Origin of the sequence: Acidihalobacter yilgarnensis (assembly GCF_001753245.1) — a bacterium.
GTDB classification, from domain to species: Bacteria; Pseudomonadota; Gammaproteobacteria; order DSM-5130; family Acidihalobacteraceae; genus Acidihalobacter; species Acidihalobacter yilgarnensis.
On record NZ_CP017415.1, the window covers coordinates 2,801,426 to 2,815,654 of the forward strand.

Sequence of the window (14,229 nt, forward strand, 5' to 3'; positions counted from 1 at the left end):
AGGAATTCCTTCAGAACCCTATCGCTATCAGTCGACCAGCAGAGGAATCTTATGTTTAACCGAACTCAAATATTGTTTCGTTGGCTGGGCTTTAATCATCATCCAGCCAGACACTTGCCATCAATCGTCACTCCAACGCAATCAAAATTGTTTGCCTATTTGCGCATGACCTTAGGTGTGATCTGGCTTTATAACACCTGGACTGCCTCGTCGGGACCCAACAAACTTTCTGTGGCGTATTTTCTGGGAGAGCCGATGTCATCTTGGCAGGTTCATCTTGTCGGAAATGGGATTGTCTTGCTGGATCTCTATATCGCGCTGGTTTTGTTATCGGGTAAGGGCATGCGATCGGCCCTGTGGATCAGCATTGTGTATCTATTGGGCATGTGGATCGGCGTCGAACATCTGGGCGATTTCGATCCAGCGACAGGCGCAACCGATGCAGGCATTGCCCCGCCATACCTCATCGCGGCGATCCTCACCTATACCACATGGCGCATCAGTCAACCGATATCGTCATCCACGGCACATACCAATCGTGATCACACGCTGCTATGGGCGCATGCCGCCAGGTACATTTTCGGTTTTTTATGGGCGTGGGATGCATTGTTTAAGTGGCATCCATATTTTCTCAGTCATTTCTTGAGCTATCTCATCGAGGCCCAAAAAAATATGCCTGGGTGGGAGGGTATATATGTTCAAACCTGGATCGACATCATCAAAAGCACAAGCCCATTGGCCTTTGGTTTTCTCGCAGCCATCACAGAAGCAGTTATTGCTTGGAGTTTGTTATCCGGTAAATTTCTGCGCTATTCCATGCCGGTAGGTATCGCTTTTTCATTCATGGTTTGGTCAACCGCCGAAGGCTTTGGTGGTCCTTACAGCAATGGTGAGACTGGCATGCCGGGAAACATGTTCGGAAATGCCGTCATGTACATCTTCATTTTCATACAACTCATGGTGCTGTATCGCTGGCCAAGACATGGAGGAGTAGAAGAGCTGGAAAACTCGTTCTCTGAAAACAAAGTCTTATAAAGCATCTCGCTTCCGCTCAAGCCATTCACTAATGGAGTCACAATCATGTCTGTGAAAACGATAACAACCTTGCTGATCACTGTCGTGCTTTCAGGTTGCGCCAGCACAAGCGCCCTTTATAGCGGTATTCACCAGGCCTACTCTCCAACTCATTCGGTTAGTATTTTGCAAAATCCACCCAAACGGCCCTACAAGATTATTGCAGAGCTGGAAACTAGGGGGATACCGGGAATGTCATATAAAACCATGCTTAACAACATGAAAACTGAAGCCAAATCAATTGGTGCCAACGCCATCATCTCTATAAAGGAAATCTACCTAATGTCCGACAAAACCATCTATCGCATGCCGCATCGATCAGAGGCGGTTGTCCGTCCGCCTGTGCGCACGCCAGCGCTGACAGGTACAGCAATTCGCTATTTGAAGTAACCAAATGTCTCAAGCAGGAGCGTCGCAATTCATACTCGCCTCTCCTGCTTGAGACCCCTATTCAGCAAGCAATCACACCGAGTCAAAGAAACCGATAATACTCAGCTTGGGAGTCATCACGTGATCGTCACGATAATTTCTAGTCGGCGCTTTAATCAATATGCCGGGAAGGCCAAGAAGGCCGCCAATGATGGCCCTGTATTCATCACAGTACACGGGGAACCAACTCACGTATTATTAAATATACATGAATATAAAAAACTCCTTGACTATCCAGAACATAAACCAAATTGGGTCTTCGTGGAAACGTGTGGGTGATTTCGCGGCGTGATCGCGGCGTGACCCAAGCAGCGCAAGGCTTTGCAGCTTTCAACGCGACCCTGAAATCTGGCACGCTGTAGCCATGGCTACTTCCACGAAGCGTCCCCAGCGTCTGCTCGACGCCTATCGGTTCCGCGGCTTTCGTCCACTGGCGACGGTCAAGGGTGTGTTTGGTGATCCCAAGGCACGGGTGGTCACGCTCGTTCGGCGGGGAAAAAAACAGTCTGCGGGTGCTGTGGCCGCACGCAGTCGGGTTGGTATGATCGCAAGCTCCGAAAGATCCGCGATCTGTCCTGCGGTGACACGCGAATATGGTTGGCGTTCGAGGTGCGCCGGGTCGACTGCCGGACGTGCGGCAAGGTGAAGAGCGAGCAGCTCGACTTTCTGGCTGACAACCCGTTCTACACGAAGCGGTTTGCGCGGCACATCGGTCGCCGCTGTCGGCAGTCGTGCGTGCGCGATGTCGCCAAGGAGTTCAAGCTCGACTGGCACACGGTCAAGTCGCTGGACAAGCAGTACATGACCGAGCAGATCAAGCGCGCCGGGATGCCCGGTCCAAAGGCGATTGGCATCGATGAAATCTCGATTCGCAAGGGGCACACCTACCGCATCGTGGTCAGCGATCTGATCCGCAAACGACCGATCTGGTTTGGCGGTGAAGACCGCTCCGAAGCGAGCATGGCGATGTTCTACGAAGCGCTTGGCCCAAGGAAATCCGCCGGTATACGGCTGGCGGTCATGGACATGTGGAAGCCGTTCCGCAAGGCCGCTCAGGCCCATGCACCGCAGGCGGCGATCCTGTTCGACAAGTTCCACATCATGGCGCACTTGGGCAACGCGCTCGATGCGGTGCGCAAGGCCGAGTACGCCCGCCTGAGCGGCAAGGATCGTCGCTACATCAAGGGACAGAAATACACCTTGCTGTCGCACCGCGAGAACCTCAGCGTGGACGGCAAGGCGGCGCTCAAGCAACTGCTGGCGGCCAACAAGCGGCTCAACACCGCCTACCTGCTGAAGGAAAGCTTCGGCCAGTTGTGGGACTACCAGCGTGAAGGCTGGGCGCGGCGCTTCTTCGACAATTGGCGCAAATCACTACGCTGGCAGCGGCTCAAGCCGTTCGAGAAATTCGCCGGACTGATCGAGCGCCACTGGGACGGCATCGCCGCCCACTGCCGTGCCGAGAACAAAGTCCCGCTCGGCTTCGTTGAAGGACTCAACAACAAAATCCGTGTCATCCAACGCCGCGCTTACGGACTGCGCGACGAGGAATATTTACGACTGAAAGTGCTCACCTGCATGCTTCCGGCGCTATGAAATCGGGCGAAATCACCCACACGACTTCACGAAGAGCCACCAAATTCTTGAGAAGCTTATAGCTTTCCATGCCAAATACACATCAACAACCAGCATGAAATAAATGACAAATTTAATGATGAAATGAATTTCACAAAAAAGTCAATTTCCCTTCTCGGTTCCTTAGGGCAGCGCTGAATAAGTCGTCACAATCAATCAACCCTCAAGGTTGATCAGTTTTGCCCCTGATCAGACGTCTAGATCCCGGTTTTTTGCTCTCGGTTTTCACCCTTCTCGCGCCTTGAGGCACGTTGTGGGCCCTCAACGCGCTATCAGGTGGGTACTCGGGTCCGTGATAGGTACAGGTTAGCTAACCCGAGGACCACGAAGCTGCGGTTGGCATTCTTGTCCAAACCCCGGTAGCGCACTTTGCTGAACCCCCACAGCCGTTTCACCACCGCAAAGACGTGCTCGACTCGGGCGCGGATCCGCGATTTGTTGCGGTTACGCAAACGTTCGGCCTCGGCAATTTCACCACGCTTGCTGATGCGTCGATTGGTAAAGTCCTTCGCCCGAGGGGCATGCGCCCGAATCAGCGCTTTTTGACTGGCGTAGGCACTATCGCCATAGACTCGACGCTCCTCGCCGTGCAGCAGGTCCGCGAGCAGGTGTTTGTCGTGCACGTTGGCGGCGGTGACCGCCGCGCTGTGCACCACGCCGGTACGATTGTCCACACCGATGTGTAGCTTCATACCGAAATACCACTGTTGGCCCTTGCGGGTCTGATGCATGTCGGGATCGCGTGTCTTGTGGGCATTCTTGGTCGAGCTCGGCGCACCGATGATCGTGGCGTCGACGATCGTTCCAGTACCGACCTTCAGGCCCCGATCCTGCAGGGTCTGATTGACCTGTGCGAACAACGTCGCACCCAGGTCGTGCTGCTCCGATAGACGACGAAACTTCAGCAGGGTCGTTCCGTCCGGGACCCGCTCGCGGCCCAGATCAATGCCCACGAATCGCCTCAGCGACGTGCTGTCCAGCAGCGCTTCTTCACACGCCTCGTCAGCCAGGTTGAACCCGTGCTGCACGAAGTACATCCGCAGCATCCGTTCCAGCCCCACCGGTGGACGACCCTTCCCTGCCTTCGGGTAGTGGGGCTCGATCACCGCACACGACGCGGACCACGGCACGAGTTCCTCCATCGTCGATAGAAACACATCACGACGCGTCGCCCGCCGATAGACCTCGAATCCTTCGCCTGAGTCCGCTGCCATCGCCAGTGTCTGCTGTTTCATCGTTACGATCCCAATTGGTTGTCAGAGCAACTCAATTTTCGCAGAGGTAAGAGACTTTTTCAGCGTTGCCCTAATTCGACCGGAAAGTGCCTAGAGAAACGATAGCGATTCAATCCTTGGTTGACCCGTTCCTGTAGATATTTTATCATTTGCATAAATGTCTAAGTGATGCGCCCATGAAACCAGCAGGTAAATCTCCCATCGGTCCAATGTGCAACGTGACCTGCTTCGAACAGGAGAAGGTTGCTCGCGTGAAAGCAGGACTTGTGGCTGAGCAAAAATTACTGCCTCAATTGGCCGAATTTTATAAGTTGCTCGGCAACACAACGCGGCTGAAGATACTTTTTGCGTTAACCCAAGGTGAGCTGTGCGTTTGTGATGTCGCTCACGTTCTGGAACTTACAGTGGCGGCGACATCTCACCAGCTTAAGCTCTTGCGCGACCAAGGTTGGCTCTCCATGCGTAACGATGGAAAGATGGTTTATTACCGGGCGAACAGTGGCGGGTTGCTCAAGGCACTTCAGGATGATTTGAAGATACTGGAAACACGATGGAGGTAATAGATTTTTCGGCTGCAACGTTTAGACAATATCGATAATGAGAACATATATATACGGTATGGCATGTGTCTTGCTCCTATCTGGCTGCGCCACGTTTCATGCGCACCCACTCACTGCGGGGACGAGTGCTGCGACCCTGCAACAACGTTCGTTGCAGTCCTCTGACCTGAGAGATTACCTTGCTCGGCACGATATCAATGTCACGCGTTGGCCCTTGCAGCAATGGTCTGTAGCCTCGCTTGTGCTAGTGGCGCGCTACTATGATCCGAACCTCGCAATCGCACGCGATCACTGGTTCAAAGCCATTGCCGCCGAACGAACAGCGGCTACTTACCCGAATCCGTCCGTCAGTCTCACGCCCCTGTACACAACAAATGCGCCGGTCAACATATCCCCCTGGACTGTGGATATCGGCGCCGCTTTGAGGCTGATTACAGCCGGTAAGCACGGCGACCGTATCGCTGTGGCGCGAGCACACGTCGAAGCTGCACGCTACACCTTTATGCAGGCGGAATGGACCACTGATGCTCAAGTGAAGAATGCCTGGCTTGACCTCGTGACAGCGCGCCGCCGTCAGCTCCTGCTCGAGGCCCGAGTGGAAGATACTCGTGCACTTTTTGACGCTGACACTGCGGCTGTGAACGCCGGCCAGAGCCCTCCGTTCGACGCGTTTGCCACAAAACGGCTATGGAACAAGGCAATGAATGCGGTGGTCACTGGCCGCGCCGCAACAGCACGCGCGCAACAAGCTCTGGCTAATGCCATCGGTATTCCCGATGGCCGGCTGGCTAAGATCCGCATCAGTGCCACTGACAGAATATCGAGACCCAGGAGCCTACCGCCGGAGAGCCAATTACAAACTTTCGTATTGACTCAGCGCGCTGATGTGCGGGCAGATGTACTCCGTTATGCGGCAAGTCAGTTCCGGTTGAAGCTCGCGATCGCTCAGCAATACCCTAGTATCACCGTTGGACCTGGCTATCGGTGGGATCAGGGTGCTCATCGTTGGTCGCTTGGGTTCTCACTGATATTGCCCGTATTCAACCAGAACCAAGGGCCTATCGCCGAAGCACGCGCGCAACGGACGCTGAGAGCGGACCAGCTACGCGCCCTCCAGCTGGAGTTGATCAGCCAGCTAAAAAATGCAGTCACCACATACCGTACCGCGCAGCGAATGCTGGAGTTGGCGCTACAGCGTTTGCGGGATGACCAGAAGCAGGTGCGAGACGACCATACTGCGCTGACCCACGGTCAGATTGCTCGCACTACTTGGCTGCGAGCTCGCATAGCATTAGTGCAGGGCGAACTCGATGTTATCGATGCACACGCGCAACTGTTACATGCACGCCTGCGTATCGCCACCCTGATCGAACACCCGCTGGGGTCGGACGCGGCGCCGAATTCCAAGCGGCTTCACGCGATGTCGTGATCCTGTCGGTTCCCTAGCGCAACAACGTGAGCACTTTCCATGATGCGGACCTTTTACTCAGTTCTGTTCATTGCTGTACTGATACTGCCGCTGCCGGTCTATGCCACTCTTCAGGGTGGGGCATCGCTGTCGGTGGTAGTGACGCCACGGATGTCCCGGACCATAAGCTTGCGCACCGAGAAATTGCGCCGACAGTCTTGGCGACCATCGTGGACCGCTTACGGCCGCGTGATCTCAGGGGCGAGCCTGATAGCCACTGCGCGCACTGTAATCGACGCACGACAGACCCTTGTGGCGATGCGTGTTACTACTGCGGCCGCCGATGCAGAGTACCGGCGTTTGCGGGGGTTGTATGCTCTGCATGCAAATGTCGCGTATCACCAAGTGCAAAGCGCGGAAGCACGTTGGCAAGCCGATCATGCTGCACTGCAGAAGGCAAAGATGGGTCTCATGGTGGTGCGCGCATCTGCGAGTGCCGAGTGGGGATCGGTGATCAGCAATTGGCTAACCCCGGGCTCGCGACACCTGAGGCAGTTAGCTGCAGGTGAGGCACGTCTTATACGACTTACACTGCCAGGGCGCACGCGGATCACTTCACCTAAAAATAGCATTACTCTCGTCACGATTGATGGAGCCAGAATCCCGGCTACCTGGATTTCCGTTGCTCCGACCTTAGGGCAGGGGTTACAGGGAATTGCGTTTTACGCCTGGACGATTCAGGTCAAAGACCGACTTGCCTATGGCACCGGCGTGGTCGGTCTCATTCCTCATGGACCAAAGATGGATGGCGTTATCGTGCCGCGGACAGCTGTGATCTGGTCCGGTTCTTCGGCCTGGATATTCATGCGCAGCGATACAAATACATATCGGCGCGAGCCTATATCGACACGTTACCCGACCCGAGATGGCTGGTTCGAACCCAATACCCCTGGTCCAGGCGACGTTATTGTTACCAAGGGAGCACAAACGCTGTTTTCCATCCAACAACAGCAGGGCGAGTCGTCGTCGCCACCTGGCGACGACGACTGAGGGGACGCTAAACGATGCTGAAGCAGTTGGTTACATGGTCTCTGCATCATCGCGGGGTGGCAATCACGTTAGCTGCAATATTGGCGATCTATGGTGGTTTCAAGCTTACACATGCGCAATACAGCGTCTTCCCTGAGTTCGCGCCACCCCAAGTGGTTATTCAAACGCAGGCACCGGGGTTCTCCCCCCGTCAGGTCGAGAAGTTGGTTACCACGCCGATCGAAAATGTGATCAATGGGGTGATCGGTATCGCCTCGATGCGCTCGGTTTCCACCGCCGGCATCTCAGTCATCAAAGTAACCTTCGGCCAGAACACGAACGTTTATCTTGACCGACAGTTCATTGCCGAACGGCTAGCTAATGTGGCCAGCCAACTCCCATCAGGGGCCGAGACGCCCACAATGACACCGTTGACCTCGTCGACGGGGAAGGTGCTGATATTCGGGCTCACTTCCAAGACACGATCATTGATGGACGTGCATACCGTCGCCCAGTGGACGGTGAGACGCCGGCTCCTGGCCATCAAGGGTGTGTCCGATGCAGTGGTCTTCGGTGGCCAAGTGCGCCAGTTACAGGTCCAACTCCATCCTGTCGCTTTAGAGCATTACGGGCTGTCAATCGCCCAGATCGCACATGCCACCAGCTTGGCCACCGGAATTCGCGCCGCGGGTTTCATTGATACACCCAACCAACGTATCCAGATACAGGCCGAAGGCCAAGCCACAACCCCCGCCCGCTTAGCGACGGCAATCGTTGCCATGCGGCACGGCGTTCCAGTCACACTGGGTGACGTAGCGACGGTCACATATGCCCCGGCACCTCCGGTAGGAGCTGCCTCGATTGACGGTCACCCCGGTGTGCAAATTCTTGTCTGGGCACAATACGGCACTAACACGCTGGTGGTGACACGACGCGTGGACGCGGCCTTACACGCCCTCGAACCTGTGCTCGCTAAACAGCACATAAAGCTCTGGCCGGATCTTTTCAGGCCCGCAAGCTTCGTACATCGAGCCGTCGGCAATCTCGGAAGTGCGCTGACCATCGGTGGTGTGCTGGTGGCAATCATGTTGTTTCTATTCCTCTTTAACTGGCGGACCGCACTCATCTCTCTGGCCGCCATTCCTTTGTCGTTACTGACCGCAACTCTGCTTCTGCAGATGTTCGGTTACACCCTCAATACGATGACGTTGGGCGGATTGGCAATAGCAATCGGTCTGTTGGTCGACGACGCGGTAATCACGGTGGAGAACATCTACCGCAGGTTGAGCGAAAATAATGCTCAGAGTGCACCACGTAGCACGTTGCGAGTCATTCGTGATGCAACTCTGGAGGTTCGTAGCGCCGTGGTCTATGCGACCCTGGCCATCGCCATGGTGTTCGTGCCAGTGATGACATTGCCTGGAGTTGCCGGCCGTTTGTTTGCGCCGTTGGGGTATGCCTACGTGCTGGCCACATTGGCTTCATTGCTCGTAGCGTTGACTGTAACACCGGTGCTGTGCATGTTTTGGTTAGCCCGCGGGTCTATCCCCAGCCGCGAACCGCCCCTCATACGTTGGATCAAGCCAGGTTACCGCTATGTGCTTTTGCGGATAGATCGCCATTATCGGTGGGTCTTCGCGGCAGTGTTACTCATGGTTCTGCTGGGCGCTAGTGCTTTGCCTTTTTTCGGTGCCCGCTTTATCCCACAGCTCAAGGAAGGTCACTACATCATCCATATGGTCATGACGGCGGGCACATCGCTTGAGCAGTCCCTACGTATGGGCAAGATCGTGTCCGCTCACCTTGAAGCATTACCATTCGTAGAGTCTGTGACACAACACGTGGGACGGGCGCCGGAATCTCACGATGTCCTAGGCACCAATACCAGCGAGTTCGACGTTGCTCTCAAGCCGATGGGAGGTCCAGCAACCGTAACAGCACGACAAACCATACAGAATGTGGTCGACGCCATCCCCGGTGCTACTTTCGCGGTTAAGACGTTCCTGTCTGCCCGCATCCAAGAGACTATTTCCGGCCAGAGAGCACCGGTGGTGGTACATGTGTTTGGCTTGAAGCTGAACCAACTTGGCCCCATGGCACGTCAAGTCGCGGCTATTTTACGCACGATTCCGGGAGCCACAGGCGTGCAAATGCAGTCGCAACCGAATAGCCCCTCGCTTGTAATCCGTCTGGAGCCAAGCGCATTGGCACGCTGGGGACTGTACCCTGTGGACGTGCTGGACACGTTGCACACGGCCTACGGCGGTGATGTCGTTGGGCAGATCTATACCGGGGATCGTATCTTCGATGTCACAGTGAGCCTGCCATCCTCTCAGCGACGAGATCCATCGATTATCGGGAATCTACTGCTACGCGCCAGCGATGGTGTGACGGTGCCACTTCGTGATGTGGCGATGATCTATGCCACGCGCGGACCAAAGGCAATCCTTCACGAAGGCGGTCGACGCGTAATTACGGTTACCTCTGGTGTGACCGGGCGTGACAACGCTTCTTTCGTTAGGGCCGCAAAGGCCGCGCTCGATAGTAAGCTCGAGCTACCCCACGGGGCTTACTTGGAGTTCGCAGGAAGCGCGCAGGAGCAAAAACGAGCAACCACTCGATTGCTCCTCACGTCCCTCATCGCAGCTGTTTTCATCGTGCTGCTGCTGTCCTTGGTGCTGACCAGCATGCGCAACCTTGCCCTGATCCTCGCCAATATCCCATTCGCCTTGATTGGCGGAGTTCTAGGCATATTTGTCGTATTTGGGGGCACCCTATCGATGGGAGGCATGGTGGGCTTTGTTACCTTGTTTGGTATCACGCTGCGCAATGGGATGATGATGATTGCTCACTATGAACATCTGGTATATGTAGAGGGGGAAGGCTGGAACAAAGCGTTGGCCATACGGGGGGCACAGGAACGGCTCGCCCCAATTTTGATGACCACTTTAGTGACAGCGTTCGGCCTGTTGCCGTTAGCTGTGGGCCGCCAGGCTCCAGGTAATGCAATTGATGGTCCCATGGCAATCGTCATCTTGAGCGGATTAATGACATCTGCGGTATTGAATCTGCTGGTGCTGCCCAGCATGGTACTGCGCTTCGGACGATTTAAGACCACTGGGTGACGACTGAAAGAATGAGTTGGCGCGGCCAAACACGTGCATGGTGAGCTTCATGTGTCGATGGATCGTCGACATCGCAGGTAGTGGCGCACCACAAGGTTCGTGGCGCATTGTCCTTCGGATCTAAGTGCTAATGCAGCACACACGACGATTTCATAAGTAATACTGATATCCACCATTTTTTTACTCCCAATTTATGCATTGAGTCAGCCAACACCAAGTTGGCTCTTGGTATAGCGACAGCGAGTACAAAACGAGGGACTTTGTTGAATTATCTTTCGTGGCCATCGCTTTGGCCGCGATGAATCAGTTCTGAGAGGGGTAGCAAGGTATCGGCCAACAACTCAGCCTGGCGAGTGATGGTGAGGGCATGACTACGGTCGATCATGGTTCGCACTCAGCAATCCCGTTTGGGTGAGTGCGCGTTTTAAAAAATCATTATCCAATCACAGCTGGGGGGCATTTTATCCAAACAGGCCTAATGTCTGGGTGCCATCATGATAATGGTCATCCCCATGAGGGCGACAAGACTGCCGATGACATCCCATCCCCCCGTGCCAATGTGACCTGAGACAACTACCTCATCGCTATTACTGAAGGTAGGCTCCCCTCATGGACACCCCAGCATCAATGATTTCCCCCACGTCTTCCACGGCCACGGCGCATATACATCCACCGAAGTGCCGGGCAAGGCGACGCGCCGGCGGTTCACGCTCGGCTACAAACGCAAGATCGTCGCGTTGGCCGCCGGACTGCCCGACGGTGAGCTCGGCGCGATGCTGCGCCGTGAAGGGCTGTACTCCTCGCACCTGACTCATTGGCGTCACCAAGTCGCGACGCTGGACGCGCAGACGCCGGAGCCGCAACGCGGACGTAAGCCCGATCCCACGCGCCCGGAGAAGCTTCGAATCAACCAGCTTGAACGTGACCTGGCACGTGCACAAAAGCGGTTGGTACAAGCGGAAGCGATCATCGACGCCCAAAAAAAACTGTGTGCGCTGCTGGGGTTGCCAAGCAGCGAGGAGCAGCCATGAGCGCGTTACCAGCGTTGTCGGCCATGGTCGGCGTGGCGCGGACGTGTGCCGGCCTGGGCCTGTCGCGGGCGATGCTGTACCGCCGGCGCCAGCCCAAGGCGTCGACGAGGGTTACTCGCACGCCGCCGCTGAAGCTCGATGCCGCCGAGCAAACGGCGGTGCTCGGCGAGCTGATGAGTCCACGCTTCGTCGACCGCGCACCCCAACAGATCTATGCCGTCTTGCTCGATGAGGGGCGCTACCTGTGCTCGGTGCGTACCATGTACCGCTTGCTAGTGGCGCGGAAGGCGGTACGTGAGCGGCGCGAGCAGCGCGTGCATCCGGTGTACGCCCGCCCCGAGCTGCTGGCCGAGGCGCCGAACCAGTTGTGGTCGTGGGACATCACCAAGCTCAAGACGACGGTGAAGTGGACGTACGTGTATCTCTACGTCGTGCTCGACGTGTACAGCCGCTACGTCGTCGGCTGGCTGCTGAGCACACGCGAGTCGGCCGCGCTGGCGCGCGAGCTGGTTGAGCAGACCGCCTTGCGTGAGGCGGTGCCCAAGGATCAACTCACGTTGCATGCCGATCGCGGCGCGCCGATGCGATCCAAGACGCTGGCCGAGCTGCTCGTCGATCTCGGCATCGAGGCCAGCTTTTCCCGGCCCCAGCAAAGCAACGACAACCCGTACAGCGAGAGCCTGTTCAAGACCACCAAATACGCCCCGGACTTTCCCGCCTGCTTTGCCGGCATCGATCATGCCCGCGACGTCATCACTCCGTTCTTCGAGCACTACAACCACCATCATCGCCACACGGGCATCGGCCTGATGACACCTGCCGCCGTCCATCACGGCCACGCACCGCGCATCACCGCCGAGCGTGCAATGATTCTGGCCGCCGCCTTTGATCGCCACCCGCACCGCTTCAAGGGCCGCGTACCCCAACCACCGCGCGTGCCCGACAAGGTTTACATCAACCCACCCCGCGAGAACCCTGTATCCAGCTCAGCACCCGTCACCGAAACTCACTAAATTCAAACCCGCAGTTGTCTCAAAGCATTGACACATTCCGCATAGACCTGGCCGTATCCCTTCGACGACCCATAGCCAGCCGATTGCGACGGCAATGTACACACCGCCATACGCGGCGTAGGTACGCCCAGCCGCCGTAGGATGAAGGGTCAACAGCCAAGCGAATGCAGCGAGCGAGGCGGCCGCCGGCAACAGCAGCCAAAGCGGTTTGCTCTGCTTGATCACAAGCCAGGGCAGATAACAGCCGACGATCTCGGCGACGGCCGTGACGGCAAACAACAGGACGACACGCAGCAGAGCCAGGGCAGGGCCAAAGACGGAGGTTCCACCACTTTCTGCTGGGGACACTATCAGGCCTCCTCCAGTGCATGCCCGTTGTCCGCCCAGTCGCGCTTTCCCTCGACGTAATGAAAGACGTTCGTATAACCCAGCGACTCCAGCCGCTCGGCCGCCAAACCAGCACGTTGGCAGACCGCGCTCGCGCAATAGACCACGATCCTCTTCTCACGGTCCGGAACTTCCCGCGGCGCCCGCGTCAGGATTTCATCCGATACGATGTTGATGGCGCTAGGCAAATGGCCCTCTTCGAAGGCCGAACGCGGCAACGTATCGATCAGGACAAAATCCTGAGTATTATTGACGAGTTCAGCGAGTTCATCGCACGATATCTTCCTAGCCATAACAACCTCCATAACATGCATTTAGGTATTATTCAGCAGAACGGCGACCCTCCCGGAAGAAGGCTTTGCTCAAGCCCCAGAGGAATAACGCGAACAGGGCATGATTGACCAGAAGGCCGATTGCGATGCGCGGGCCGACTGCCATGCCAAAGAACCCCCAACCGACGAACGGCACGAAAACGAGGAGAGCGAAAATCCACAACCCAGCGGCCAAGAGCACCACGCTGGAGAAAGCCAGCTTGGGCCTGAAAAACACAATGAATACGACAGACCAGAAGGTGACATAGGCCAGATGGAACGCGATGCCAACAGGGACCGGGAGATGCCGGCCAAAGAGCGTGTCGGCAAAGAGCAGGCCCAACGGCGCGGGCATCGGTGAAACGCCGATTTTCAGGGTTGATATGAGGATGGCAGCCAGGGCGATCCCGTTGATCAGACCAACGGCAATCGCTTTTCCCCAATCCTTGGGGGACATCGTGCGCAGTGATTCCAGGTTTACCTCAATTTTTACCGCGGTGAGTGGCTCTGACATGAGACCTGCGAGTCTGTCGGTTCCGAAGAGCCGGCGAGGTTGCCCCCAATCAGTCCTCGGTAGCTTGACTGGCTTTTTCCGAGGTGGGACAGCGTTCGCCACACTTGTCCTGGGAATCCGCACAGCAGGCCCCGGTCAGTACTTGAGTCATATCCAGCAGGGTGTCGAACTGGGCGCTGTACAAGATGAACTGTCCCTCGCGTTGACTCTTGATCAACCCCGCATGCGTCAACTTCTGCAAATGAAACGTCATGGCATTAGCGGCTAGACCGCAGGACTCACCCAGTTTCCCCGCTGCAATGCCATCAGGCCCGGCCTGCACCAATAACCGAATTATCTTCAGTCGGGCTGGATGGCCGAGCGCTGCGAGCTTCTGAGAAATGTGCGCATCTTCATTCATGCGCGCGATAGTACAGCAGTAGTTGAAATAATGAAAATTATCTTTTGGCCAGCCAAATACACACAATATTCCGGTTTA

General features: G+C 56.1%; 13 protein-coding genes and 1 pseudogene. 9 read left to right on the forward strand and 5 right to left on the reverse strand.

Annotated elements, in window-relative coordinates:
- Positions 1-51: 51 nt before the first annotated feature.
- The 4 genes and pseudogenes from BI364_RS13510 to BI364_RS13520 form a co-directional block, all read left to right on the forward strand.
- On the forward strand, positions 52-1,035 hold the full coding sequence (locus BI364_RS13510) for a hypothetical protein (protein ID WP_156782761.1): 984 nt from the start codon (positions 52-54) through the stop codon (positions 1,033-1,035).
- A 45-nt stretch (positions 1,036-1,080) separates the two neighbouring features.
- Positions 1,081-1,464: a hypothetical protein gene (locus BI364_RS18020; protein ID WP_156782762.1), complete on the forward strand. Its 384-nt coding sequence runs from the start codon at positions 1,081-1,083 to the stop codon at positions 1,462-1,464.
- A gap of 120 nt (positions 1,465-1,584) precedes the next feature.
- The gene (locus BI364_RS17580) at positions 1,585-1,782 is read left to right on the forward strand and encodes a type II toxin-antitoxin system prevent-host-death family antitoxin (protein ID WP_083251404.1); all 198 of its coding nucleotides are present in this window, start codon (positions 1,585-1,587) and stop codon (positions 1,780-1,782) included.
- A gap of 213 nt (positions 1,783-1,995) precedes the next feature.
- A pseudogene (locus BI364_RS13520) lies at positions 1,996-3,099 on the forward strand (ISL3 family transposase); the annotation flags it as partial.
- A gap of 311 nt (positions 3,100-3,410) precedes the next feature.
- Here BI364_RS13520 and BI364_RS13525 read toward each other — a convergent pair.
- Positions 3,411-4,373, reverse strand: a complete 963-nt coding sequence (locus BI364_RS13525; protein ID WP_070079198.1) for an IS5 family transposase — start codon at positions 4,371-4,373, stop codon at positions 3,411-3,413.
- Positions 4,374-4,549: 176 nt separating this feature from the next.
- On the opposite strand from BI364_RS13525, the gene BI364_RS13530 reads away from it, so the two are divergent.
- From BI364_RS13530 to BI364_RS13555, 5 genes are all read left to right on the forward strand, one after another.
- Positions 4,550-4,933, forward strand: a complete 384-nt coding sequence (locus tag BI364_RS13530) for an ArsR/SmtB family transcription factor (protein ID WP_083251405.1) — start codon at positions 4,550-4,552, stop codon at positions 4,931-4,933.
- 214 nt (positions 4,934-5,147) lie between these two features.
- On the forward strand, positions 5,148-6,362 hold the full coding sequence (locus BI364_RS13535; RefSeq protein WP_197495722.1) for a TolC family protein: 1,215 nt from the start codon (positions 5,148-5,150) through the stop codon (positions 6,360-6,362).
- 39 nt (positions 6,363-6,401) lie between these two features.
- The gene (locus BI364_RS13540; protein ID WP_070079201.1) at positions 6,402-7,391 is read left to right on the forward strand and encodes an efflux RND transporter periplasmic adaptor subunit; all 990 of its coding nucleotides are present in this window, start codon (positions 6,402-6,404) and stop codon (positions 7,389-7,391) included.
- A gap of 14 nt (positions 7,392-7,405) precedes the next feature.
- On the forward strand, positions 7,406-10,495 hold the full coding sequence (locus tag BI364_RS13545; RefSeq protein WP_070079202.1) for an efflux RND transporter permease subunit: 3,090 nt from the start codon (positions 7,406-7,408) through the stop codon (positions 10,493-10,495).
- Between the two features lie 623 nt (positions 10,496-11,118).
- Positions 11,119-12,539, forward strand: a protein-coding gene (locus tag BI364_RS13555) for an IS3 family transposase (protein WP_407639360.1) whose coding sequence is annotated in 2 segments (ribosomal slippage) — positions 11,119-11,482 and positions 11,482-12,539 — 1,422 coding nt in all. Because the reading frame shifts where the segments join, the coding sequence is not laid out codon by codon here.
- Here BI364_RS13555 and BI364_RS13560 read toward each other — a convergent pair.
- From BI364_RS13560 to BI364_RS13575, 4 genes are read right to left on the reverse strand one after another with little or no spacing between them, the layout of a single operon-like run.
- Positions 12,513-12,842 (reverse strand): YnfA family protein, encoded by a 330-nt coding sequence (locus BI364_RS13560; RefSeq protein WP_070080078.1) that lies wholly within the window; start codon positions 12,840-12,842, stop codon positions 12,513-12,515. The genes BI364_RS13555 and BI364_RS13560 overlap by 27 nt on opposite strands.
- A 47-nt stretch (positions 12,843-12,889) precedes the next feature.
- On the reverse strand, positions 12,890-13,219 hold the full coding sequence (locus BI364_RS13565; RefSeq protein WP_070079205.1) for a rhodanese-like domain-containing protein: 330 nt from the start codon (positions 13,217-13,219) through the stop codon (positions 12,890-12,892).
- A gap of 28 nt (positions 13,220-13,247) precedes the next feature.
- Positions 13,248-13,751 (reverse strand): hypothetical protein, encoded by a 504-nt coding sequence (locus tag BI364_RS13570; RefSeq protein WP_083251408.1) that lies wholly within the window; start codon positions 13,749-13,751, stop codon positions 13,248-13,250.
- Between the two features lie 49 nt (positions 13,752-13,800).
- On the reverse strand, positions 13,801-14,151 hold the full coding sequence (locus BI364_RS13575) for an ArsR/SmtB family transcription factor (protein WP_070079206.1): 351 nt from the start codon (positions 14,149-14,151) through the stop codon (positions 13,801-13,803).
- Positions 14,152-14,229 lie beyond the last annotated feature (78 nt).